Genomic DNA, 23529 nt, shown 5'->3' on the forward strand with positions numbered 1-23529 from the left:
GTCAGCGCCGCAGATGACGGGTCATCACCCGGCCGAGGGTGTCCAGCGCGGTCTGCGTCTCCAGGTGGTCGTACGGACCGAGCGCCCGGTCGATGTCGAAGGCCGGATGATCGCCGGACCAACTGGTCCACCCCGGGGAGGTACTGTCCGCGTCGTCCACGCCCAGGTCCACCACCGCGCCCGTACCGTCCGGCAACACCACATCCAGCCGTCCGCCGACCACGACCACCTGGCTGCGCCCGACGTTGTGCCGATGATCGTCGGTATGCCGGGCGATCTCGTCCGGCCGCCCACCGGCCAGCACCCGGTGCGCGTCCCGCTGGATCTCCGCGCCGCGAAAGGCCAGATCGGCCAGATGCTCCGCGCCGATCGGACTCGCGTCCGCACGACGTCGGAGCAACTCGGCGAGGTCCGCCAGCGCGAGTGCGATCTGCCGCCCGACATCCGCCGCGATCGCCACGTCCGGCTCGCCCGCGGCCGGCGAGGCGTCCAGGATCGCCAGCGCCGCATTGGTCCGCCGGCTCAGCTCGGCGAAGCTCGCCACGGCGGACGCCTCCGCGTCACCCTCGCATGCCGCCGCGTCACCGGCGCGAGCCTCCTCGTCACCGGCGCATGCCCCCTCGTCACCGGCGCGTGCCTGCTCGGTCATCCCCGTCTCCCCGTCTCCCCGGATCGGCCCGCGCGATCGTCGCCCACACGAGCAGCTCGCCGGCCAGCGGCCGACTCCCCCATTCCGCAGCGAGTGCCTCGATCAACCGCAACCCGCGCCCACACTCGCTGTCCTCGGGCGGGCCGTTCGAACGAGGAAGGCGTCTGGGCCGGGCGTGCCGATTGCGTACCGCCAGGCGGATGTACGTCTCGTCCAACCGCACATCCAGGTCCATCGTCGGGCCGCTGCCGTACCGGATCGCGTTGCTCAGCAACTCGCAGACGATCAGTTGTGCGGTATGTACGTCGTCCTCGTCCACGTGCCACCGACGCAGCGCCGAGGTCAGCGCCCGGCGGGCCCGAGGCACCTGGGCGGGTACGGCGTCGAACACGCCTCCGCCCTGGAGCGCGGGCGGGCGCGCCGAGGCCACCGGATCGGCCGACCCGCCGACTGCACGCTGCGCCATCCCACACACGTCCCCTCGCCGGGCGAAGTAAGTCCTACGAACTGTAGGAGAGATCCAACGCGGACTCCAGTCGCCGATTTCTCATGGGCCACACCACAATCACCGACCATCACCGCGCGTAAGTGCCCTGTTACTATCTGATGGCCATACACCACGGCAACAACCCCACCCCAGAGGAGCCAGTGACATGCATGCCACCAAGGGCGATCGCCTGCTCATCCACGGCCGAGTCGTCGGCCAGGAGGACCACTTCGTGGAGATCATCGAGGTACTCGGCCCGAACGGCACACCGCCCTTTCGGGTCCGCGCGGAGAACGGCCACGAGACGATCATGTCGCCCGGCCCGGACTGCGTGGTCGACCACCGCAGGGCCGCCAGCTCCGAGTAGCCGGCCGACTCCCCGAAATCCGGCCGCGCGTACCCCCGAGGAGCTTCCGTGACCAGCCCCGTGCCGCCGCCCGCGTTCGAACTCGGTACGGATGGGCCGCGCGCCGTGCTCGTCGGTGTCGACGGCTCCCGGACCTCGCTCCGCGCCGCCGACTACGCACTGGGCCAGGCGCGGCGCGGCGACGCGGAGTTGGTCAGTGTGTATGTACGGGCGCCGCTGGGGCTCGCGGCCACGACACCCGAGGGCGCCGAGGTGATGGAGCAGGCACACGAGGACGCGGTGCACGAGGTCGCGGACTACATCACCCGGCGCGCCGCCGAGCTGCGGGTACGTCACCGCTTCGTCGAGGCGCGCGGCGACGTGGCACACGAGATCGCCAAACTCGCCGACCGGGTACGCGCGGACGCGGTCGTGGTCGGCGCTTCCGAACGCTTCGGCCATCGGCTGATCGGCTCGCTGGCGATCCGCCTGGTCCGCACGGCCCGTTGGCCGGTGACGGTGATCCCGTGATCGCTCCGTAGTTGCCCGGTAGTCGCTCGGTAATCGCTCGGTCGTCGCTCGGTAATCGCTCGGTAATCGCTGGACAGCCCGCGCGCATCCTGCAAATGTATGCTGAATGAAGCATACTCATTCACCATCCGAGTTCGGGTCCGGATCCGAATCCGGGTCCGCGACCAAGTCCGAGCCCGGGTCCGAGCCCAACTCCGGGTCCGACTCCGGGTCCGACTCCGGGTCCGGCTTCGAGCACATGCTGGTCGTCCCGCAGTGGCAGGGGTCGGGCACCGCCCACCCGGAACGCCTGGTCGCGGGTGCACATCGGTTGAGCGCGCTGCTCCCCGCCATCCGCCGCACGGTGGTCGCCGTCGACGCCGAGCCGACCTCGAACCGGGACGGCGTACGGCAACTCGACACACTGGCCCGGACGTTGAAGCTCGCCAACGGCGCACTGACCGAGTGGGGCGCGGACCCGCTGCTCACCATCGGCGGGGACTGCGGCGTCGAACTCGCGCCGATCGCGGCGGCGGTCGGCCGGTACGGGTCACGCCTCGCGGTGGTCTGGTTCGACGCCCACCCGGACCTCAACACCCCGGCCGGCTCCCCGTCCGGCGCCTTCCACGGCATGGTGCTGCGTACGCTCCTCGGCGACGGGCCCGCGGCACTGGTACCCCCGCCGGAGCAACGGCCGGCCGCCCAACGTGTGGTACTGGCCGGCGTGCGGGCCGTCGACCCGGCCGAGGCGCAGTTCATCGAGGCCGAGGGCATCCCGCGGATCACGGTCGAGCAACTCGCCGACCCCGGCCCGCTACTGGCCGCCGTATCCGGCACGGGAGCGACCCACGTCTACATCCACGTCGACCTGGACGTCCTGGACCCGGAGCACTTCTCCGCCCTGTCCGTCCCCGAGCCCGACGGCCTGCATCCGCCCCGCCTCGGCGCGGCACTGCGGGCCCTGGCCGAGGAGTTCGAGGTGGCCGGCCTGGGCATCACCGAACACGCCCCCGCGCCGACGAGCGATGGGGCGCGCGACGACCGGGTATTGCGGGAGCTCTTCGCGGGCCGGTCCGCCATCTGACCCAATGGCCGTTCACTCGTACGACACCGGGTCCGCGCGCTTGCGGGCTCGATGTCGGTGGGCGTGGTCAGACTGAGCGGGCCCGTACCACATCCCGGCGAAGGAGCGAGATGCTCAGCACCAACTACGTGACCGGCTCGCCGAACTGGCTCGATCTCGGCAGCCCCGACACGGCCGCGGCGGCCGAGTTCTACACCAACGTGTTCGGCTGGAGCTTCCAGTCCGCCGGGCCGGACGCCGGGGGCTACGGACTGTTCGAACAGGACGGGAAGTCCGTCGCCGGCCTCGGCCCGCTCACCGAGGAGGGCGCGTCGTCGGCCTGGACGGTGTACTTCAAGACCCCCGACGCCGAAGCGACCGCCCGGGCCACCGAGCAGGCCGGCGGCAGGGTGCGGGTGGCGCCGTTCGACGTCATGGAGATGGGTCGGATGGCCCCGCTCACCGACTCGGGCGGCGCCGACTTCGCCATCTGGCAGCCGGGGGCGTTCGCGGGCTCCGAGCTGATGGCCGAGCCGACGTCGCTGGCCTGGGTCGAACTGCACGGCGTGGACCGTACCGTGGCCCTCGGCTTCTACGGCGCGCTCTTCGGCTGGCGCTCGGAGGAGTTCCAGATGCCGGGGATGACCTACACGGTCCTCTCCACGGCCGAGGGGACCCAGCAGGATAACTCCTTCGGCGGCATCGTCCCCGACCCGAACGGCCAAGATCCGCACTGGATCGCCTACTTCGAGGTGGCCGACCCGGATGATGTGATCGCAAAGGCGCAATCCCGGGACGGCACCGTCCTGATGCCCGCGACCGACGTCCCGGAGGTGGGCCGCATGGCCTGGCTGGCCGACCCGTTCGGGGCCCCGTTCGCGATCATCCGCAGCGCGCCCTCGCCTTCGTAGTCGACAACCCGGGGCGCCAACCGCGTCAACCAATGTCAACCAATTTCGGCAACCCCCTTGGCGCACCTTTTGCCCAGGAGTATGGTGGTAAGTGGCCTACGGGGCGAGCGAGGGAGCTCGATCAATAGGCGGCTTTGGGTGAAGGGAGCTTCGGCTGAACCAGAGTCGAGCGGTCGGGCTGAGAGGCCGGAAGGTCGTGACGGACCGGACGGCGACCCCAAGCACCTGATCCGGACAATGCCGGCGCAGGGAGCCCACCTCGCAGGTCGATGACATCAGCAGCGGCCGGCCCGGATCACCGGGCCGGTCGTTGCGCGTTTCGTTGCGCGTTTCGTTGCGCGTTCGGGCGTCTTCATCCGACAGGCACGGCTACCGACGCTTTCGTAAGCAGATACCAATAGGTGCACCGCCCGTTCACCCGGTGCCGGTTCGCCCAACCCGATCATCGCCACCGCCGGAAGCCGAGGCGACGCGATGTTCCCACCGCAGGGCAGACTGCTTCTCGTCGACCCCGCACGAGCGCGGGGCGCCCACGATCGGTTCACCGCCGATCCAATAGGTGTGCGCCTCGGCCGTGACCCGCAGACGCACCGTGTCGATGTCCGGACAGCCCGCCTCCTGCCAGGCCGTCAGCGCACCTTCGACCTCATCCCACAGCGCGACCGGACCACCCTGGCGGACGGTCCAACCGAAGGTGTCGTCGTCCGTGAGCTCGGCGAAGGACTCCCGGTCGGGGTCGAACAGGTAGTGGTGCGTCGCCTTCCCGCCGTCGATCACCGCCTCCACCAACTGGGCGCCGGGGGCGGCGAGTTGGGCCAGGAAGGCGGGCATCCACTCCCGTAGCAGCTCCGGCGCGATCGCCGTGCGCCGCTTGGTGTCCGCATAGGCAGCCCGGGCCGACAGGTCCCCGGCCGGCGGCAGCCGAGCCTGACCACGCGCCGGCATGAACGACGAGCGGCCGATGATCCGGCCCTCGGCGGTGCCGTCGTCCTGCACCGTGACCTTGGCCAGCCCGGTGCCGTACGACCAGGAACCGACGGTGGCGAGGATCGTCCCGCCCGGCCTGGTCTGCCGAATCCAGGCGTAGGGGATGCGGCGCACCGCGCACGTCGCGATCACCTTGTCGTACGGCGCCCGACGCGGGTGGCCGAGCAGCCCGTCCCCGGTGACCGTCCAGGTCGAGAACCCGGCCGCCTCAAGGGCGGCATCGGCCCTGGCCGCGACCTCGGGGTCCACCTCGACGGTGGTGACGTTGTCCTCGCCGAGCCGATGGCACATCAATGCGGCCGAATACCCGGTCCCGGTGCCGATCTCCAACACCGACTGGCCGTCCTCCACGTCGAGTGCCTCGATCATGCCGACCACGGTTGCCGGGATCGTGGAGGAGGAGGTCGGGAACCCCCGCACCGGTTCGGCGCTTTGCTGATCGGCGGTCAGGTGCCCGTCGAGCTGGGTGACCAGCGACTGGTCGCTGTACGCAATCCCGACCCACTCCGCCGGCTCAGCCCCGGCTGCGGTCACCGGCCGCCATCGGCCGTCGTCGGTGGGGAGAAAGACGCCGGGTCGCAGAAACGCTTCGCGGGGCACGGCCTCCACCGCCGATCGCCAGGCCGGGTCGGTCAGGTCGCCGCTCTGGCGGAGGCGGTCGGCGAGTGCGCGACGTGCAACCGAGGTGTCCGTGATCATGGTGCTCCTTGCGCGTGCCGCACCGTTCCGTGTCCGCCTCGGTCGACCCTATGCCGGTCACCCGGCGGTGGGGGCGAATGGCTCGGCCGGGAGGTTCCAGGACAGGTCGGTGTCGGGCAGGTGGACGGACTGCGCGGCCGGGCTGATTCGCAGCCGGAACCGGTCGGTGGTGGGTGATCCCGCGTTCCGCCAAGCGGCGACAGCGCGTTCGGCGTGCTCCCACAGGCGGGTGGGGCCGCCTTCGCGGACGCGCCAGGTGCCGTCGTATTGGCGCAGGAGGGTGGCGTAGGAGCCGTCGGCCGCGATCAGGTGGTCGAGGGTGGGGCTGTCACCGACGGAGGCGGTCATGTGGGTGGCAGTAGGCAGGGCACCTTGGACGACGAACCGGCCGGTCCAGTCGGTGAGGATGTCGGGCCCGAGGGACGTGGGGCGTCCGTCGCCGGTGGCGGCGAGAGCCGCGCGCTGGTCGATCGGCCCGGCGGCGTGACGGCGGGCGGTCATGAACGAGATGGTCCCGGGCAGGAATTCGCCGACCGCTTCCCCGGAGCCGAGCGCGGTGATACGGGCCTGGCCGTAGGCGTAGAGCCGGCCGGTCAGGATGGCGAGGATGACCGCGCCGGTGCGGGCCTGGGCAAGCCAGGCGGCCGGGAGGGTGCGGACGGCGCGGGTGGCGATGATGCGGTGAAACGGTGCCCGGTCGGGTGCGCCGTCCAGGCCGTCTCCGGTGATCAGGTGCGGCCGGTATCCGGCCTCTTTGAGGGCTGCGGCGGCGCGGTGGGCAGTGTCGGGGTCGACTTCGATGGAGGTCACCTTGCTACTGCCGAGCCGCCGGCACAGCAGGGCGGTGGAGTAGCCGGTCCCGGTGCCGATCTCCAAGACGTCGTCGTCGGGTTCGACCCGGAGGTCTTCGAGCATGCCGACGACCAGGCTCGGCAGGGTGGAGGAGGAGGACGGCGCCCCGTACATCGGGCCGGTGGCATCGGCCGGGCGGGTGGTGCCGTCGAGTTGGGTGACCAGGGTGGTGTCGGCGTAGACCTCCTCCAGGGTGGCGTCCTCGCCGGTCAGCGGGGTCCACAGCGTGCCGGTGTCGGTGTCCGTGCGTTCGAACCACTCGGGGACGAACAGTTCGCGCGGCACGGCTTCGACGGCTTCGCGCCAGGCCGGGGTGCGGATGTCGCCGGTGTCGTGGAGGGCATCGGCGAGACGGCGCCGCAGTGCGGCACCGGCCGACGGGGTTGCGGTCAGCGTGCGTACCTCCTCGAAAACGGAAAGGGCCGAGGCGGGATGGTGCGGCGCACAGAGATCATCAGGCGTGCGATCACGCCTAGGTCGAATGACGGTACGTGATGCCCGCTCGTTGCGCAGAATGCACCCCGACGCGGCGCGACTGCAAGCTTGGGGCGCCAACTTCCAAGGATAGAACGCGCATTCGGAGGGCTTCGGGGTCTTCGGGGTCTTCGGCTCGATCACACCCGGCGGCGGCTGCACTCTGTTTGCCCGACGCCGGCGGTGGAGCTTCCGGCACTCGGTGGCGTCCGGCGGCCCGCGCGGCCGTTCGGGTGAGTTCACCTGATTGGCCGGCGGTGCGGGGGGTGGTGGTGCGTGGTTGTTGGCGATTATTGGCTCAACAATGAGCAGCCGGGTGCCGCAGCGTGGGGCCGGGGTGGCGACTCGGTCGCTGGTCCGGCAGGTTGGGCTGCCTGTGGCGATTCTGGTTGCCGTTACCGCGTTGGATCTGTCGACCGGGCATTCGACGGTGTTCTATCCGTTTTTGCTGCTGGCTCCGACGCTGGCTGCCGCTACCGCGCCGCCGTTGGCGATTTTGATCATCGGTGGGGCTTCGTTGCCGCTGCGGTATTGGCTGGCCAAGGTGGATGGGTATCTCGGGCCCGAGTACAGCGATTTATTTCATGTCAGTACGTGGATGTATGTGATGGCCACCGCGCTGGCCATGTACTTGTCCGCTGCTCGGATTCGGCGGGAGCAGGCGTTGGTTGCCGTTTCCGAGGTGGCGGTTGCGGCGCAGCGGGCGATTTTGATGCCGCCCAGTGATGCGTTGGGGGGTGTTCGGCTGGCCGTGCGGTATTTCGCGGTGGTTGCGGAGGCCGAGTTGGGTGGGGATCTGTATATCGCGCTGGATACGCCTTTTGGTGTGCGGTTGATCATCGGGGATGTGCTGGGCAAGGGGCTCGGGGCGGTGCGGACGGCGGCGATTACGATCGGGGCGTTTCGGGAGGCCGCGTACGACGAGCCGGAATTGGCCGACGTGGCGCGGCGGATCGATACCAGCGTGGTGCGGAACGCGCCGGCGGATCGGTTTGTCACCGCGCTGTTGGTGGAGGTACGGCCCGAGCACGTGTCTTTTGTGCATCGTGGGCATGAGGAGCCGGTGGCGATTCGGGCGGACGGGACCGTACATGTGCTCGAACCGCCCGAGCCCGGTGTGCCCTTGGGGTTGGGCGAGTTGGATCCGGAGCCGACTCGGCCGTGGGTGGTGCCGTTTCACCAGGGTGATCTGTTGTTGCTGATGACGGATGGCTTCGCGGACGCGCGCGACTCGGCGGGGCGGCACTATCCGGTGGTCGAGCGGATCCGGGAACTGCTCGGCGAGGGCCGCCTGGACGAGACCAATCCGGTCGTCTCGGCGGTGGAACGACTCGGCGCCGACCTGAACCGGCATGTGGGTGGACTGCGGCTCGCCGACGACGCCTTGGTCTTGGCGCTCACCCGCACAACCGACCGCACCGCGAGCTGACCGCGGCCTACTCCTCGATCGCACCGCCCGTGCGGCGGAGGTGCTGCCGGAAGGTGTAGGTCGGGTCCTCGGCGCGGCGGGACAGGCAGGCGTCGAAGGTGGTCTGCCAGCGTAGCGTGTCACCGGACCTGATGCGCCGCGCCTGTTCGCGCTCCGTGTCGTTGATGGTGTGGGCCGTGGCCAGGACCTCGTCCACCACGTCGGCGGCCAGGAAGAGTACGCCGTCGCGGTCGGCGAAGACCAGATCGTCGGTGCCCACCAGGTGCGTTCCGAAGCGGGCCGTGGTCAGCGCCTCCGGCTCACGCTCGCCGAGCCGCGTCGGCCCCGCCGGGTACGCGCCGTAGCCGACGCCACCACGCCACCCGCCATCGACGCCCCGTCACGCCCCCGTCACGGCCTCGATCTCGGCTCGCCGACCCTGATCCGCGCCGTCCCCGCGTCCAGGTCGATCCCCGTCCGTTTCGGCGCGCCGTCCTGTTCGTCGTCGCGCAGGACCAATTCGACCCGCCGCTGCTCCAACTGCACGCGCTTGCCCGGGTACAGCAGCGCGTGCAGCTCCTCCACCCCCGTCGCCCCCAAGCCCCGCTCCCCCACGCCTGCCCGCCGACCCCCGACCCGCTGGCCGATCGTCCGCAGCGCGGCGAGCACGAACAGCGGCACCACGATCAGCAGAGCCAACGCCGGGCCGGTCAGCAAACGCACCATGCCCGGTCAACGTCGTGACCCGCCGACCGGTTCCGACGCCGCTGCGGAGGCCCGCCCACGGCCCCGGAGTTCACCCCACCCGCAGCAGCGCCCCCCGGATCACCGGATCGCGGAGCAGGGTCAGTGTCTCGGTCTGGTCGGCGAATATGTCCTCCGCGCCCGGGGCGGCGGCCTGGTGGAACATCGCGTGGACCACGTCCGCCGTCGGCTGTTCCCAGATGGCGTTCGCCCAGCCGGCCGCGTCCGCCGTGTCGCCCCGCTCGACCGCATCGCGCCAACGGCTCAGCAGCGGGCGGGTGATCCGGTACGCGCGCAGGCGGCCGCGGACCAGGATGCTTCGGTTGAGGTGGAAGACCTCGATCGTGGCCGCGCCCCGGTCGGTCAGGTCCAGGTATACCCCGGCGGCCAGCGACAGGTGCAGGTGCCGGGCGGGGTCCTCGCTGCTCGGGTCGACCAGCAGCGGTGTGCCGTCTCGGGCGAGTGGGAACAGGTCGCGCTTGAGGTGGCTGTTGCACAACGAGCAGGCCAGGAGGTGGTTGGTCCAGTCGAAGGTGCGCAGCGGGTTGACTCGGACCGGCTCGAAGTGGTCGATGTCGGTGCCCTGGTTGTCCCCGCAGTACATGCAGCGTTCCAGGCCCGGCGCCATGTCCGCCAGGGCGGTCCGCAGTACCGGGATGACCTGCTTGCGGACCGTGGTGTGCCGCCACAACTCCCGGGCCCGCTTCCCCGGCACGGCCGCGTGCGCGACGTCGTCGGTGTGGTCGGCCATCGAGGTCAACGTCGCCGGTGGGAGCGGGGTCCGGGATATCCGGATCATGGCCCCGGACCATCCAGGTCGAAGTCGAACGCAACTTCGGGTGGGTCGTCGGGCTTGCCTTCGGGCGGGGCTTCGGGCTTGCCTTCGGACGTGACTTCGGGCAGGGCTTCGGACGTGACTTCGGGCGTGACTTCGGCTGGCGCGTCGAGCCGTATCTCGATCTCGTCGACCCTGGTCGCCGGCGAGCTGGTCAGTGTGCGCTGCAGTTCGCGATACCGGGCCTTCTCCGCCTCGTCGGCCCGGCCGCGGATCACGTCCAGTTCCAGCGCGACCAGTTCCGCCCGTTTGCGCTGGGCCAGTTCGGAGTACGGCGTGTCGAGCCCGAATAAATCGGAGAGTACGGCGTCGTCCCCGCTGCCGAAGACGACCCGGTCGTAGAGCTGCTTCGAGACGATCTCCACCGAGCCGGGCTCGTTCGGGCCCGGCAGCCGGATCAGGCCGCCCGGGTCGGCCGCCTGGCAGATGTACGGACTGTGCGTGGTGACGATGAACTGGATGTTCGGGAAGTGCGCCTTGAGCCAGCCGCCGATCCGCCGCTGCCAGGAGACGTGCAGATGGGCGTCGACCTCGTCGATGATCACCACCCCGGAGTCGGCGACCTTCGGGTAGCCGTCCGTCCGGTCCAGGACGAGTTCGCCGTAGGCGTCGTGGAGGCGTTTGAGGATGTCCACGACCAGGGCCGCCACCGTGCGGTAGCCGTCGCTCATCTCGCGCAGCGGGAATCGCTCTTCCCCGTGTACGACCCACAGTCCCTCGGAGTCGACGTTGTCGATGCGGTAGTCGTCGGGGAGCAGGTCGTCGCCCAGGATGGCGAGCGCCGCGGCCTTGAGTTCGCTGGCGCCGGCGCGGTCCTCGTAGGCGCGTAAGTGTTGTTCGATCAGCCAGCTCACGCCCTCCGCGAGCGACGCGTCCTCGTGGAAGAGGCTGGTCAGTCGGGCCACCGCACCGGAGCCGGACATCAACCGCTGGGTGTCCCCGGAGCCGCCGGCGAGTCGGCGATAGGGCCCGTATCCGGCGCAGAACCAGCCCACCGGGTTGTCCGCCCACGGGCCGCGTCGGGCGATCGGCTGCTCCCGGCCGTACCCGATGGCGCTCAGCGAGGGTTGACCGGTCCTGGGAGCAGCGGACTTGCCGGGCAGGGCCTGGGTCACCGGCGCGGTCCAGCGCAGGCCGGCCCAGATCGGCCGGGCCGGCCGCCGGCCCCGGGTGAACCGGTCCTGCCGGGGGTCGTGGTCCAGGCACACCTCGGCCCGGGCCACCGATTCGTCCCTGGACACCCACGTGTCGAAGCCGGGAACGAGGCTGCGGGCAACCGCCCGACCGCTGATCGCCAACGCGACGGCGCGCAGCAGGGTGGTTTTCCCGGAGCCGTTGCGGCCCGCGAGTACGGTCCAGCCCGCGTACGAGCCGTCCGGCCTGGTCAGGTCCAGGTCGACCGTGCGGGCACCGGCGAACGAACCGATGTTGCGAAGCCGTACGTTCTTGAGGTACATGTCTCGCCCGCCCTGGATCCCGATCCGAGGTGAGAGCCGACAACGAAGGGCCCTCCTGCGACTGTAGCCCGCGGACACCACGCCCCGACAGCGCTTCGGATCGATGCGCGGCCACAACGACCGCAGCGGCTACGGCGACCGCCGGGGCTACAACCGCTACAGCGGCTACAGCGGCTGGACCAGACGGCTCTCGTAGGCGAGGACGACCGCCTGGACCCGGTCGCGCACGCCCAACTTGCCCAGGACCCGGCTGACATGGGTCTTGATCGTCGCGTCGGACAGGTGCAGGCGCGCGGCGATCTCGGCGTTGGACAGGCCGCGCGCCATCTCGATCAGCACGCCGCGTTCCCGGTCGGTGAGTTGGGCCACCCGGGGGTCCTCGGCGCCGGGGGCCAGGTCGTGTTCGGGCAGGCGGTGCGCGAAGGTCTCCAACAGCCGGCGGGTGATCCGCGGCGCGACCACCGCGTCCCCGGCCGCCACCGAGCGGATCGCGGCCAGGAGTTCGGCCGGCAGCGCGTTCTTGAGCAGGAACCCGGAGGCACCCGCGCGCAACCCGGCGAAGGCGTACTCGTCCAGGTCGAACGTGGTCAGGATGAGCACCCGGGTGTCGGGATGCCGCTCGGCGATCAGCCGGGTCGCCTCGATGCCGTCCATCCCGGGCATCCGGACGTCCATCAACACCACGTCGGGGCGGGTGAGTTCGGCCAGCCGGACGGCCTCCTCGCCGCAATCCGCCTCACCCGCCACGGTCATGTCGTCCTGGGCGCCCAGAACCATGGTGAACGCCATCCGCAACAACGGCTGGTCGTCCACCACCAGTACGTCGATGGCCATCTCAGGATCCTCCCGGGTCGGTCAGGTACAACACGGCCGACACCTGCCAGCCCGCGCCGGGCAGCGGCCCGGCGTCCACACTGCCACCGTAGACGGCGGCCCGTTCCCGCATGCCGGCGATCCCGCTGCCCCCGCCGGGGTGCGGCTCTCCCGGTACGGGCCCGCGCGGATGGCCGTCGTCGATCACGCTCAGCTCCAGCCGCTCGGCCGAACTGCGGACCCGGATCCGGGCATTCGCACCGGGCTGGGCGTGCTTGAGGGTGTTGGTCAGCGCCTCCTGGGCGAGCCGGTAGACGGCCAACTGGGCGCCCGCCGGCACCTGATGGGTGTCGCCCTCGATGGTGAGCGCGGTCGGCAGGCCCGCCGCGCGCACCTGTTCGGCCAGCGCGCCGAGCCGGGCCAGATCCGGTTGCGGGTGCCGGGCCGCATCCGGTTCGTCCTCGCGCAGGACACCCAGGAAGCGGCGCATCTCGGTGAGCGCCTGCCGGCCCGTACCGGAGACCTGTTCCATCGCGGCGGCGGACCGCTCCGGCGTGCTGTGCACGGTCATCGTGGCGGCGTCGGCAAGCGCGACCATCACCGACAGGTTGTGCGTGACGATGTCGTGCATCTCCCGGGCGATCCGCGAGCGTTCGGCCTCCACCGCGAGCTGCGCCTGCTGCTCCTGGTCGCGTTCCAGGCGCTTCGCGCGCTCCTCCAGGGCAAGCAGGTAACGCCGCCGGGTACGCAGGTTGGCGCCGAGCACGGCCGCGGTCAGGGCCATCGCGGTCAGCGGGACGAAGGCGCCGATGTGGACGTGGTCGCCGGCCCAGTGCAAGGTGACCAGCATCACGCCGACTTCGATCACCGCGAAGGCGCACAGGGTACGACGGCGATCGCAGTGCGCGGCGACGGTGTACAGCGCGACCAGCAGGCTCATGTCCCCGCCGGTGCGCAGCTCGGCCAACCACTGCACGAAGGCCAGCACCGACAGCACCGTGAACACCACGCTCGGGGCCCGCCGGCGCAGCGCGAGCGGTAGCGTCAGTGCGGCGCCCAACAGCGCCCAGGACGACCCCCGGAGCAGATTCGGCGCCTCCAGGAACAGCAGCAGGAACACCGCGAACACGGTGTCGGCTCCGGTGGGATGGCGGCGGACGAACGCCACCAGACGTGCCGGTACGGCGGCGAGCGCGCGCCCGCCGCCGAACCGTGGTCGTGGTCGTGGTCGTACTTGTACTCGTACCAGCTTGCTCACGCGTCCCATCCTGACGCCTGCCGGTCCGACGCGCGCCGTACGCACACGTTCCGTGCCCAGTCGTTGCGTGGCAAGCCGTTCCATGCCCGGCCGTTCCGTGCCCGGCCGTTCCATGCCCGGCCGTTCCATGCCCAGCCGTTCCATGCCCAGCCGTTCCGTGCTCACGCGTCGCGCCGCCGGAGCAGCACCGCCGCCACCGCAAGAGTCGCCGCGGCGTACAGCGCGAACACGGTGATGCCCGCGCCCGGGGACAGCGCGTGCTCCGACAGATGCCAGCGGGTGATCGCCTGACCGGCCTCGCTCGGCAGGTACTTGACGATGTGGTGCTGCCAGTCGACGGGCAACGCGCTCGCCACCTGGGGCAGCACGAGCAGCAGGCCGAATACGATCGCGATGCCGCCCGCCGCGTTGCGTACGATCGCGCCGATCCCGACCGCCAGGATGCCGGTGAGGGTGAGGTAGACGATCACCCCGATCACCACGCGTGGCACGCCCGGATCGCCGAGCGAGACGCCGCCGTGTTCCGGGCTCAGCACCGCCTGACCGGACAGGAACGCGATCAGGCACGTGGCCAGCATCAGTACGAAGGTGACCGCGCCGAACACGAGGGTCTTGGCCCAGAGCACGGGCAGTCGGTGCGGTACGGCGGAGATCGTGGCCCGGATCGAGCCGGTGGCGTATTCCCCGGTGATCACCAGGACGCCGAGCACGCCGATGGCCAGCTGGGCCAGGTAGAACCCGGCCAGGCTCGTGTTCGGGGCGGAGAATCTCTCCTTGTCGTCGGCGCTCATGTTCGGCCAGTGGGCCCCGGTGCGCGAGGTGGCCAGCAGACCCAGCGCGATCACCACGAAGACCGCGGCGGCGAGCACCCAGAGCGTCGAGCGCAGGCTGCGCAGTTTGATCCATTCGGCGTGTAGGACACGGGCGAAGGTGACCTTGCCGCGCCCGGCGGCGGGCGAGACGAAGACGGGGGCGGCCGGGCCGGCCGGGCCGGCCGTGGTGGTTGCGGTGGACATCAGGCGGCCCGTCCGTTCTCGTTGATGGCCTCTGTCGACCCGGTCACTCGATACTCGACCGCGTCCCGGGTCGATTCCATGAACGCCTCCTCCAGGGAAGCCTGTTGCGGGACCAGCTCGAACAGGGTGATCCCGTGCGCCGAGGCGATCCGGCCGATGTCGTCGCTGGACACCCCGGTCACCTCCAGCACGTCACGCTCGTGCCCGGCGACCCGCACCTCGGGGCCGAGGAGCAGCCCGCGCAGCCGGTCGGCGTCGGGCGTACGGACCCGGACCTGCTTGGGTACGGCGTTGTCGATGAAGTCCGCGACCGAGGTGTCCGCGATCAGCCGGCCTCGGCCGACCACGATCAGATGCTCGGCGGTGAGCGCCATCTCGCTCATCAGGTGCGAGGACAGGAAGACCGTACGGCCCTCGGCGGCAAGGGACTTGAGCAGGGTACGGATCCACAACACCCCCTCCGGGTCGAGCCCGTTGACCGGCTCGTCCAGGACCAGTGTCGCCGGGTCGCCGAGCAGCGCGGTGGCGATTCCGAGCCGCTGGCCCATGCCGAGCGAGAAGCCGCCGACCCGCTTGCGGGCCACCTCGTCCAGACCGACCATCTCGATCACCTCGCGCACCCGGCGGGTGGGGATGCCGGTGGTGGCCGCCATGGACAGCAGGTGGTGGTACGCCGAGCGGCCGGTGTGTACCGCCTTGGCCTCGATCAGTGCGCCGACCTCGTGCAATGGCGCGGGGTGGTCGGCGTAGCGGCGGCCGTTGACGGTGACGGTGCCGGAGGTGGGGTGGTCCAGGCCCAGGATCATCCGCATGGTGGTGGACTTGCCGGCGCCGTTGGGGCCCAGGAAGCCGGTGACCAGGCCGGGGCGGACGGTGAAGGTCAGGCCCTGCACGGCGGTCTTGGGGCCGTAACGTTTGGTCAGTGCGTCGGCTGTGATCATCGCTGTTGCCGTCTCCGTGGCTGGTCGGCCCCTCGGTGGGAGGGGCCGCCGGGCGGGTGCCCGGTATGCCCTCAACGCTAGGGAGTCGGCCGGTCGGTGACGATCGCCGTGCGGGCGAACCTGGGTGGGTCGCTTTTTGCGTCCCGAGGGTGAGCGGATACCTCCCTGGGATGACCCGGCGCGGGCTGTTGTACTCCGCCGCTGTACTCCGCCGCTACTCCGGATGTCCGCTCGACCGCGGCAGGCCGGTCGCGGCGGCATGCAACGCGAGGGCGGCCTCCGGTGGTTGCCAGACCGGGTCCAGGCGGGCGATCGTGACGAACGTGTCCAGGAGCATCAGCACCAGCAGGTGGTGGACCTCTTCGCGGTGTAGCCGGCCGCCGGCGAGCCAGTCCAGGGTGACCCCCTCGACGCAGTACAACCAGCCGATCAGCGCGGCGCGGGCGATCGGCGACAGGTCGGTACGGCCGTAGGCGCCCTCGGCGAGCGAGGCCAGCATCTCCTCGCGAACCCGTTCGCGGATGGTGAGTACGTCGGTGTCGAAGCCGACGCCGCCGCTGACCACGGTCCGGTAGGCGGCCTCGTTGCCCTGGGCGAAGCGCAGGTAGCCGTCGAGCACGTTGCGCAGCCGGTCCGTGGCGGGCTGGTCCGGGTCGCTGCGGGCGCGGGCGATCAGGTCGGCGACGGAGTCCTCGATCACCGCGACGTAGTAGCCGCGCTTGTTCCGGAAGTAGTAGTAGAGCAGGCCCTTGGCGACGTTGGCCCGGGCGGCGATCTCGTCCACGGAAAGCGCGTCGTAGGAGGTGTTTGCGAACAACTGGCGCCCGATGGCCACGAGTTCGGCCCGGCGGGCCTGGGAACGTTCGGAGTCGGCCCCGGTTCGGGGGCCCTTGGTACGGGCTTGTTGACTATTCTTCAAAACGGCGCCTGGTCTCGGTCTGGGTCTGCGTCCGGATCTCGGCCGCGGCGGGCGGATGCGGCGAGGCGGGCAGGTGGTGCGGCGGGTGGCTGCGGCGGTGGGTGCGGCGGGTGGGTGCGGCGGGTGGGTGCGGCAGGTGGGTGCCCGGCCAGACTATCGGCGCCGGCCTCTCGGGGTCCTCGCCGGCGGCGTGCGTTTCGAAGTATTGACTTTTATTCAACACTCCCTACTGTGAGGTAACAAGAGTCGTCTCCGCTGAAGGAGCATCTCCATGTCCTCGGCTCCACCCGCCGCCCCGGTCCCCCGGATAGCCCGGCGCTCGACCCCAACTCTCGCCAAGGGCCCGGCCGTTCGCACCGACGAACACCGCGACCTGGCGCTCAACCCGCGCGACGTGCGGTTCGACTGGTCGCGCCTGCCGATGCACTGGGTACCCGACGAGCCGATGGCCACGCACACCATGAATGTGCTGCACCTGCTGCTCCCCGAGGGCGAGCGGTGGTTCGTCCGCACCTTCCAGGAGGCGCTGCCGCTGATCACCGACGAGCGGCTGCGCGAGGACGTGATCGGCTTCATCGGCCAGGAGTCCGTACACGCGGAGGCGCACCAGGGCGTGCTGGACCTGCTGTTGGCCAAGGGCCTGGACCCGGCGCCGTTCGTGCGCCACGTGGAGTGGCTCTTCCACCGCGTACTCGCCGGACGCGACGACCTGTCCGGCGCGGCCGGGCGCGAGCACCTGATCGAACGGGTCGGGATCATCGCCGCGGTCGAGCACTTCACCGCGTTCCTCGGCGACTGGGTGCTCAACGCGGGCGGTCTGGACCGGGCCGGGGTGGATCCGGTGATGCTCGACCTGCTCCGCTGGCATGGCGCGGAGGAGGTCGAACACCGCAGTGTGGCCTACGACTTGCTGGTGCACCTGGACCCGAGCTATGGGCGCCGGATGCGCACGATGGTGGTCACCGGGCCGGTGTTGACGTGGTTGTGGGTGCGCGGCGTGCGCTTCCTGATGCGGGCCGACCCGGAACTCGGCGAGGCGGCACGGCCGACGTGGCGGGAGTACGTACAGGCGTCGCGGCGGGGGCTGTTGCCCGGGTTGACCGGGGCGGCTCGATCGGCGGCGCGGTACGTCAAGCCTCGGTATCACCCGACGCAGGAGGGGTCGACGAGGCAGGCGGTGGCGTATCTGGCGTGTTCGCCGGCGGCGCGGGCGGCGGCTCGGTGAGCGGGGTTGGGGAGGGGGCTGGGGTTGGGGCTGAAGTTGGAGCTTCCAGCTCGGCGGCTGCGGCTGGTGGGCTTCTTCCGCCGGCGGATCTGTACGGGCGGGCGCGGGACGATCGCCTGATGCGTGCGTTGACCGTGCTCGGGCGAGTGCATGCGGAGGCGGTCACGCTTCGGGCGCGGCGGCGGGGGCGGTCCGGCCCGGCCGGTGGGCAGGCCGGGTTGCTCGAACTCGTGGTCCGGGAGCGGGTCGTCGAAGCCGAGGACGTGGTGTCGCTGCGGCTGACCGCGCCGGCCGGTGGGCGGTTGCCGGGCTGGCAGCCCGGGGCGCATCTGCTCGTTGTGCTGCCGTCCGGTCGGCAGCGGCACTACTCGCTGTGCGGCGATCCGACGGACCGGTACACCTACCGGATCGCGATTCGTCGGTTGGCCGCGGGCGGCGGCGGATCGGTGGAGATCCACGACGCGCTGCCGGTGGGCACTACGCTGCGGACGGCCGGGCCGCGCAACGCGTTTCCGTTCGCCGCCGAGCCGGCCGTACTGTTCCTGGCCGGCGGGATCGGGATCACCCCGATCCTGCCGATGGTCCGGCAGGCGGCGCGGCTCGGCCTGGATTGGCGGCTGATCCACCTCGGGCGTACCCGGGCGTCGCTGCCGTTCGGGGACGAACTGGCCGAACTCGGCACCAGGGGCGGGCGGTTCACGGTGCGCGCGGACGACGAGGAAGGGCCGCCCGACTGCGCCGAGTTGTTGCGTCACGCGCCCGCCGGCGGCACCGTGTACTGCTGTGGGCCGGCGCCGATGCTGGCCGGGGTGCGGGCGGCGCTGGACCCGAGTCCGGCCCGTGGGCTGCACTTCGAGCGGTTCGCGCCCGCGCCGGTGGTCGACGGGCGAGCGTTCGGGCTGCGGCTGCGGCGCAGTGGGCTCGACCTGGCCGTGCCCGCCGATCGGCCGGCGCTCGATGTGCTGCGGGACGCCCGGCCCGACACCGCCTATTCGTGTCGGCAGGGGTTCTGCGGAGTGTGCCGGGTCAAGGTCTTGGCGGGCGAGGTCGAGCATCGTGATCTGCGGCTGACCGCCGACGAGCGGGCGGCCGGCGCGATGTTGGTGTGTGTATCGCGGGCCGCCGAGGGCACGCGGCTCGAACTGGATCTGTGATCGGACCCCCCGACTCACCCTCACTCATCCTCACTCACCCTCACGAAGGCGGAGTTCATGAGCACACGGCTACCGGTATCGGCGGTGCGAGCGCCGCGAGGGATCCCGGCGTTCGAGTACGACGAGGCCGACCTGGATCGGTTCCGCGAGGTGCAGCAGTTGGCCTACCGGTGCGCGGAGCGCGTCGCGGGCTGGATCGAACCGGGTGTGACGGAACGTCAGACGGTGGCGCGGTTGCGCCGGGAGCTGGTGGCGGAGGGGGTGCAGGACTTCTTCCACATCCCGTTCGCGTGGTTCGGCGACCGGACCGCGTTCCGCAACTTCCACACGCCGCTTCAGTTCTTCGCCACGAGCCGGGTGCTCACCGAGGGCATGCCGTACGTCCTGGACTGCGCGCCGATCGTGGACGGGTACACCGCCGACATCGGCTATGCGGGCAAGGTCGGGGAGAACGCGGTGTGGGATCGGATCGTGGCCGATCTGGACGTGCATCGCGACCTGATCCTGCGCGAGGTGCGCGAGCGCAGGACGCTGGACGAGGTGTATCGCGCGGTCGACGCGTTGATCCTCGAACAGGGCTACGACAACCGGCATCGGGTGTATCCCGGGCGGGTGATCGGACATCGGGTCACCCGGGTGACGTTGCGTCGGCCGGTGGGGGTGAACGTGTTCGGGTTCGGCGTACGGACGTTGCGCACGCTCGGGCGGGAGCTGATCGGCGAGCGGCTGCACGGACGTTCGCCGCTGTGGGCGGACGGACGGGCCTCCGCGCATCCGCCGACGCCGGGGTTGTGGGCGGTGGAACCACATATCGCGTTGCGGCAAGTGGGGGCCAAGTTCGAGGAGTTGCTGGTGGTGACGGACGACGACGCGTTCTGGCTGGACGAGGACCTGCCGCACGTGCGTCGGGTGCGGGAGGCGGGGGCGCGATGACGGCGGCTGTTTCCGCTTCCGGTTCGGCTTCGGCTTCGGCTGCTCCTACTTCTACTTCTACTTCTGCTGTGCTCGGCGGGGTGCGTACCCGGACGGTGGTCTCCGGCGGGGTTGCCCTCGCGGTGTACGAACAGGGGGCGGTGGACGGGCCGTTGGTGCTTCTGGTACACGGGTATCCGGATACGCATCACGTGTGGGACGACGTGGCGGCGGAGTTGGCTCGCGATCACCGGGTGGTGCGCTACGACGTGCGCGGGGCCGGGGCTTCCGGGGCGCCGGGGAATCGGTACGGGTATCGGCTGGAGCAGTTGGCCGCCGATCTGTTCGCGGTCCTGGACGCGGTGAGCCCGGATCGGCCGGCGCATGTGCTCGCGCACGACTGGGGGTCGATCCAGGCGTGGGAGGCGGTCACGGATCGGGCCGCGCCACGGCGGATCGCGTCGTATACCTCGATCTCGGGGCCGTGTCTGGACCACGTCGGGCATTGGGCGCGGAGTCGATTCGCTCGGCCGACGCCCCGGCATCTGCGGCAGTTGGCGGCCCAGTCCGTGCGGTCGTGGTACATCACGGTGTTCCACCTGCCGGTGCTCGCGCCGGCGACCTGGCGGCTGGGGCTGGCCGGGCGGTGGGGGCGGGTGTTGGCGCGGGCCGAGGGGATCCAGCCGAGGGCGGGCCACCCGCAGCCGACGCTCGCCGACGACGCGGTACGCGGGATCGGGCTGTATCGGGCCAACATGCTGCCTCGGATGTTGCTGCCGGGGCGACGGGAGACGACCGTACCGGTGCAACTGATCACGCTCACCGACGATCCCTATGTCGGCGCCGCGTTGTCCGAGGGACTGGAGCGGTGGGCGCCTCGGTTGTGGCGGCGGAGCATCGCGGCCGGGCACTGGTCGGCGCTCCTGGAGAAGGGTGAAACGGTGGCGCGGATGACTCGCGAGTTCGTCGGGTACGTCGAGCACCGCGCGTCGACGCCCTCCCTCGAGGCGGCTCGGCATCGCGAACGCCCGGTCGGGCGGGACCCGTTCGTGGGCCGGTTGGCGGTGGTCACCGGGGCGGGCGGTGGGATCGGGCGGGCCACGGCGGTGGCGTTCGCCGAGCAGGGGGCGGACGTCGTGGTGTGCGACATCGACCTGCGGGCGGCTGCGCGGACGGCCGAACTGGCCCGGCTGTACGGGCGTTCGGCGCACGCGTATCGCGTGGATGTGGCCGACGGTGCGGCGATGGACGCATTCGCCGCAGAGGTGGCGCGGGATCACGGTGTGCCGGACATCGTGGTCAACAACGCGGGCGTCGGGCACTCCGGGACGTTCCTGGCCACGACGAACGCCGAGTGGAAGCGGGTGCTGGACGTCAACCTGTGGGGGGTCATCCACGGCTGCCGGGCCTTCGGGCAGTTGTTGGCGGAGCGCGGCGAGGGTGGCCACATCGTCAACCTGGCGTCGGCGGCGGCCTACACGCCGGCCAAGATGTTGGCGGCCTACGCGACGAGCAAGGCGGCGGTGGCGATGTTGTCCGACTGCCTGCGGGCGGAGTTGGCCGGGTCGGGGGTGCGGGTGAGCACGATCTGCCCGGGCATCGTGAACACCGGAATCACGCGTACCACGACCTTCTCCGGGGTGAGCGAGGTCGAACAGTCCGCCCGCCGAGAACGCTTCTCGAACCTGTACGCGCGTCGCAACTACCCGCCGGAGAAGGTGGCCGACCAGATCGTCCGGGCGATCCGACGGGGTCGGGCGGTGGTGCCGGTCACGCCGGAGGCGCGGGTGGGGTGGTGGATGAGCCGCCTCTCGCCGGGCGCCATGCGGGTGCTGGCGCGGGCGGGGGTGGGGTGACGGGGCACGTGGCCGCTTTCGGCCTCAAGCGCCGGCCGGGCTGAGAGTTCCGGCCCGGCCGGCGTGGTGGCGACACTGGACGGCCTCCGGCCGAGTGGCCTCAAGCGCCGGCCGGGCTGGAGCTTGGTTCGTTGTGTGATGGTGCGTCGGTGGATGGTTGGGTGCGGTGAGTCAGGATGGCTACTGTCAGAGCCGTCAGCATCAGGGTGGCGCTTACCCATAGGGGGGCGCGGTAGGCCAGGTTGGTGTTGATTGCTGCGCCACCCACCCAGGGGCCGACGGCGGCGCCTACGTTGAAGGCCGCCGTGGCGGATGCGCCGGCCAGGGTGGAGGAAGCGGGGGCAAAGCGAAGTACTCGGCCGATCAACGCCGTTCCGGTGCCGAAGGACAACATGCCCATGATTGGTACGAGGGTGATGGCCAGGACCGGGTGGGCCGCCGCGCACGCGAAGGCGGTCCAGCCGACGGCGAGGGCCGTCATCCCGAGCAGGATCACCAAGGTCGGGCGCGCGTCGACGATCCGGCCCACGATGGTGACCCCGACGAACGAGCCCGCCCCGAAGAGCGCGAGCGTAACCGGCACCCACCGCGAGCCGAGTCCGGCGACCTCGGTGACGACCGGTTCGAGGTAGGAGAAGGAGCAGAAGGTCGCCCCCTGGACGAGTGTGCACAGGAGCAGTGCCGGCAGGAGGAACGGCGTGGCCAGGGCGCGGAGTTCGTCACGTGTGCTCACCGGATCGCCCGTTTCCGGTCGGCGGTTCGGGATGGTACGGGCGATGGCGACGACGGCCGGTACGGAGATCAGCGCCACCGCCCAGAACGCGGCCCGCCACCCCCACCAGGTACCGAGCAGTGCGCCGGCGGGGACACCCGCCACACACGCGAGGGTGACCCCACCGACCACCACCGATGTGGCCCGGGCCCGCCGTTCCGGGCCGGCCAGGTCGGTAGCGGTGGCCAGGGCGACCGCCCAGAAGCCGGCATTGGCGAGCGCGCCGACCACCCGAGTCGCCAGCAATACGGCGTAGTTCGGGGTCAGCGCGCCCACCACATGGATCGCGATGAACACACCCAGAAAGAACAACAGCGCACGCCGACGCGACCGATTGCGGCTCAGCAACGCCATCGCCGGCGCGCCCACCACCATCCCGATCGCAAACGCCGAGGTCAGCAACCCGGCGGTGGGAATGGATACGTGCAGGTCATCGGCGATGCCCGAAAGCAGGCCGGACAGCATGAACTCCGAGGTGCCCTGGGCAAAGACCGCAAGCCCGAGCACATACACGGCAATTGGCATGACGAAACCCCATGAACGTCAGTTGGACCCGACCGAATGATTGGGAGGGGGAGGATTTCGCGAAGCCGGTGACGTCCGTGACCAGACACGATGTGACCAGACATGACGTGACGTGACGTGACGTGACGCTAGGTAATGCGACGCGATGTGACGTCATGATGTGGTCACGCGAGGGACGTGCTTACGTCGGTGGCGAACATGCCAACATGCCCAAGCACACCCGAACCCGCATCCGCAGCCCATTCGGGCGGCGCGGCGGGTTCAGCTCGTCGACAGGAAAGGGTCGGCCACCGGACTACCGGCGGCCGTCATCTGTCGGATTCGGGGCTGGACACGCTGCCGACGGTATCAGGCGCGGCAATCACCTCTCCACCCCTTTGCCCGGCCTGCCTGGCGCGATAGTCAGCGCGGGCATCGGAGTCCGATCGTGTCGTGCATGATGCTGCCGCATCAGGCGCAGGTGCTCGCCAATCGGAACTCGTCCGCTATGTGGCCGTTGCTGCCCGGGTCGGCTTTGCCGGCTCGCGGTCGGGGGCGGTTGGCGGGTTGGGCGTCGTGGTGTGGGGCTGGTGCCGTGGTTGGCCCTGGGTCCGTTCGGCGGGGCCGGGTCGTGACGGCGGTCACCGTCTCGTCGTTGCACGTCCCCTCCGGGGCCGGGGTCTTTGCTTGGTGCTCCGCATCCGTTGTTGCCCGTCCACTACGTGGCCGTCACTGCC

General features: G+C 70.7%; 23 protein-coding genes. 9 read left to right on the forward strand and 14 right to left on the reverse strand.

What is annotated here, in order from left to right; genetic code table 11:
* Window position 1: 1 nt before the first annotated feature.
* Both ABIA38_RS24865 and ABIA38_RS24870 read right to left on the reverse strand, forming a co-directional pair.
* A complete protein-coding gene (locus ABIA38_RS24865) occupies window positions 2–649 on the reverse strand; it encodes a hypothetical protein (RefSeq protein WP_424641022.1) in 648 nt (215 codons plus the stop codon).
* Complete coding sequence (locus ABIA38_RS24870) at window positions 624–1115, reverse strand: ATP-binding protein (protein WP_424641023.1); 492 nt, start codon at window positions 1113–1115, stop codon at window positions 624–626. The genes ABIA38_RS24865 and ABIA38_RS24870 overlap by 26 nt, the downstream gene beginning before the upstream one ends.
* A 187-nt stretch (window positions 1116–1302) precedes the next feature.
* Here ABIA38_RS24870 and ABIA38_RS24875 point away from each other — a divergent pair, with 187 nt between their 5' ends.
* The 4 genes from ABIA38_RS24875 (at window position 1303) to ABIA38_RS24890 (ending at window position 3966) form a co-directional block, all read left to right on the forward strand.
* Window positions 1303–1503 (forward strand): DUF1918 domain-containing protein, encoded by a 201-nt coding sequence (locus tag ABIA38_RS24875; RefSeq protein WP_424641024.1) that lies wholly within the window; start codon window positions 1303–1305, stop codon window positions 1501–1503.
* Between the two features lie 48 nt (window positions 1504–1551).
* Window positions 1552–2013: a universal stress protein gene (locus ABIA38_RS24880; protein ID WP_424641025.1), complete on the forward strand. Its 462-nt coding sequence runs from the start codon at window positions 1552–1554 to the stop codon at window positions 2011–2013.
* Window positions 2014–2119: 106 nt separating this feature from the next.
* The gene (locus ABIA38_RS24885) at window positions 2120–3076 is read left to right on the forward strand and encodes an arginase family protein (protein ID WP_424641026.1); all 957 of its coding nucleotides are present in this window, start codon (window positions 2120–2122) and stop codon (window positions 3074–3076) included.
* 110 nt (window positions 3077–3186) lie between these two features.
* The gene (locus ABIA38_RS24890; protein WP_424641027.1) at window positions 3187–3966 is read left to right on the forward strand and encodes a VOC family protein; all 780 of its coding nucleotides are present in this window, start codon (window positions 3187–3189) and stop codon (window positions 3964–3966) included.
* Between the two features lie 414 nt (window positions 3967–4380).
* Here ABIA38_RS24890 and tgmC (ABIA38_RS24895) read toward each other — a convergent pair whose 3' ends face one another.
* A complete protein-coding gene (gene tgmC / locus ABIA38_RS24895; RefSeq protein WP_424641028.1) occupies window positions 4381–5652 on the reverse strand; it encodes an ATP-grasp peptide maturase system methyltransferase in 1272 nt (423 codons plus the stop codon).
* A gap of 57 nt (window positions 5653–5709) precedes the next feature.
* Window positions 5710–7221: an ATP-grasp peptide maturase system methyltransferase gene (tgmC, locus tag ABIA38_RS24900; RefSeq protein ID WP_424641029.1), complete on the reverse strand. Its 1512-nt coding sequence runs from the start codon at window positions 7219–7221 to the stop codon at window positions 5710–5712.
* A 4-nt stretch (window positions 7222–7225) separates the two neighbouring features.
* Between tgmC (ABIA38_RS24900) and ABIA38_RS24905 the strand changes: the two genes are divergently transcribed.
* Window positions 7226–8407 carry a PP2C family protein-serine/threonine phosphatase gene (locus ABIA38_RS24905; RefSeq protein WP_424641030.1) on the forward strand — a complete coding sequence of 394 codons (1182 nt, stop codon included), beginning with the start codon at window positions 7226–7228 and terminating at the stop codon, window positions 8405–8407.
* A 7-nt stretch (window positions 8408–8414) separates the two neighbouring features.
* Here ABIA38_RS24905 and ABIA38_RS24910 read toward each other — a convergent pair whose 3' ends face one another.
* From ABIA38_RS24910 to ABIA38_RS24950, 9 genes are all read right to left on the reverse strand, one after another.
* Window positions 8415–8666 carry a hypothetical protein gene (locus tag ABIA38_RS24910; protein WP_424641031.1) on the reverse strand — a complete coding sequence of 84 codons (252 nt, stop codon included), beginning with the start codon at window positions 8664–8666 and terminating at the stop codon, window positions 8415–8417.
* Window positions 8667–8797: 131 nt separating this feature from the next.
* Window positions 8798–9112 (reverse strand): DUF6191 domain-containing protein, encoded by a 315-nt coding sequence (locus tag ABIA38_RS24915; protein ID WP_424641032.1) that lies wholly within the window; start codon window positions 9110–9112, stop codon window positions 8798–8800.
* A gap of 70 nt (window positions 9113–9182) precedes the next feature.
* Window positions 9183–9929: an HNH endonuclease gene (locus ABIA38_RS24920; protein ID WP_424641033.1), complete on the reverse strand. Its 747-nt coding sequence runs from the start codon at window positions 9927–9929 to the stop codon at window positions 9183–9185.
* Complete coding sequence (locus tag ABIA38_RS24925; RefSeq protein WP_424641034.1) at window positions 9926–11422, reverse strand: AAA family ATPase; 1497 nt, start codon at window positions 11420–11422, stop codon at window positions 9926–9928. The genes ABIA38_RS24920 and ABIA38_RS24925 overlap by 4 nt, the downstream gene beginning before the upstream one ends.
* Before the next feature lie 165 nt (window positions 11423–11587).
* Window positions 11588–12256: a response regulator gene (locus ABIA38_RS24930; protein WP_424641035.1), complete on the reverse strand. Its 669-nt coding sequence runs from the start codon at window positions 12254–12256 to the stop codon at window positions 11588–11590.
* 1 nt (window position 12257) lies between these two features.
* Window positions 12258–13502: a sensor histidine kinase gene (locus ABIA38_RS24935; RefSeq protein WP_424641048.1), complete on the reverse strand. Its 1245-nt coding sequence runs from the start codon at window positions 13500–13502 to the stop codon at window positions 12258–12260.
* A 152-nt stretch (window positions 13503–13654) separates the two neighbouring features.
* Window positions 13655–14509, reverse strand: a complete 855-nt coding sequence (locus tag ABIA38_RS24940; RefSeq protein ID WP_424641036.1) for an ABC transporter permease — start codon at window positions 14507–14509, stop codon at window positions 13655–13657.
* A complete protein-coding gene (locus ABIA38_RS24945) occupies window positions 14509–15450 on the reverse strand; it encodes an ABC transporter ATP-binding protein (protein ID WP_424641037.1) in 942 nt (313 codons plus the stop codon). The genes ABIA38_RS24940 and ABIA38_RS24945 overlap by 1 nt, the downstream gene beginning before the upstream one ends.
* Window positions 15451–15664: 214 nt before the next feature.
* Entirely contained in the window at window positions 15665–16369 is a 705-nt protein-coding gene (locus tag ABIA38_RS24950; RefSeq protein ID WP_424641038.1) for a TetR/AcrR family transcriptional regulator, read from the reverse strand.
* A 271-nt stretch (window positions 16370–16640) separates the two neighbouring features.
* Here ABIA38_RS24950 and ABIA38_RS24955 point away from each other — a divergent pair, with 271 nt between their 5' ends.
* From ABIA38_RS24955 to ABIA38_RS24970, 4 genes are all read left to right on the forward strand, one after another.
* Window positions 16641–17594, forward strand: a complete 954-nt coding sequence (locus tag ABIA38_RS24955) for a metal-dependent hydrolase (RefSeq protein ID WP_424641039.1) — start codon at window positions 16641–16643, stop codon at window positions 17592–17594.
* 119 nt (window positions 17595–17713) lie between these two features.
* Complete coding sequence (locus tag ABIA38_RS24960) at window positions 17714–18748, forward strand: PDR/VanB family oxidoreductase (protein WP_424641040.1); 1035 nt, start codon at window positions 17714–17716, stop codon at window positions 18746–18748.
* 57 nt (window positions 18749–18805) lie between these two features.
* Window positions 18806–19681, forward strand: a complete 876-nt coding sequence (locus ABIA38_RS24965; RefSeq protein ID WP_424641041.1) for a M24 family metallopeptidase — start codon at window positions 18806–18808, stop codon at window positions 19679–19681.
* Window positions 19682–19761: 80 nt separating this feature from the next.
* On the forward strand, window positions 19762–21516 hold the full coding sequence (locus ABIA38_RS24970) for an SDR family oxidoreductase (protein ID WP_424641042.1): 1755 nt from the start codon (window positions 19762–19764) through the stop codon (window positions 21514–21516).
* Window positions 21517–21616: 100 nt separating this feature from the next.
* Here ABIA38_RS24970 and ABIA38_RS24975 read toward each other — a convergent pair whose 3' ends face one another.
* Window positions 21617–22813 (reverse strand): Cmx/CmrA family chloramphenicol efflux MFS transporter, encoded by a 1197-nt coding sequence (locus tag ABIA38_RS24975; protein ID WP_424641043.1) that lies wholly within the window; start codon window positions 22811–22813, stop codon window positions 21617–21619.
* Window positions 22814–23529: the final 716 nt, after the last annotated feature.

The organism is Embleya sp. AB8, assembly GCF_049739465.1.
GTDB lineage: Bacteria > Actinomycetota > Actinomycetes > Streptomycetales > Streptomycetaceae > Embleya.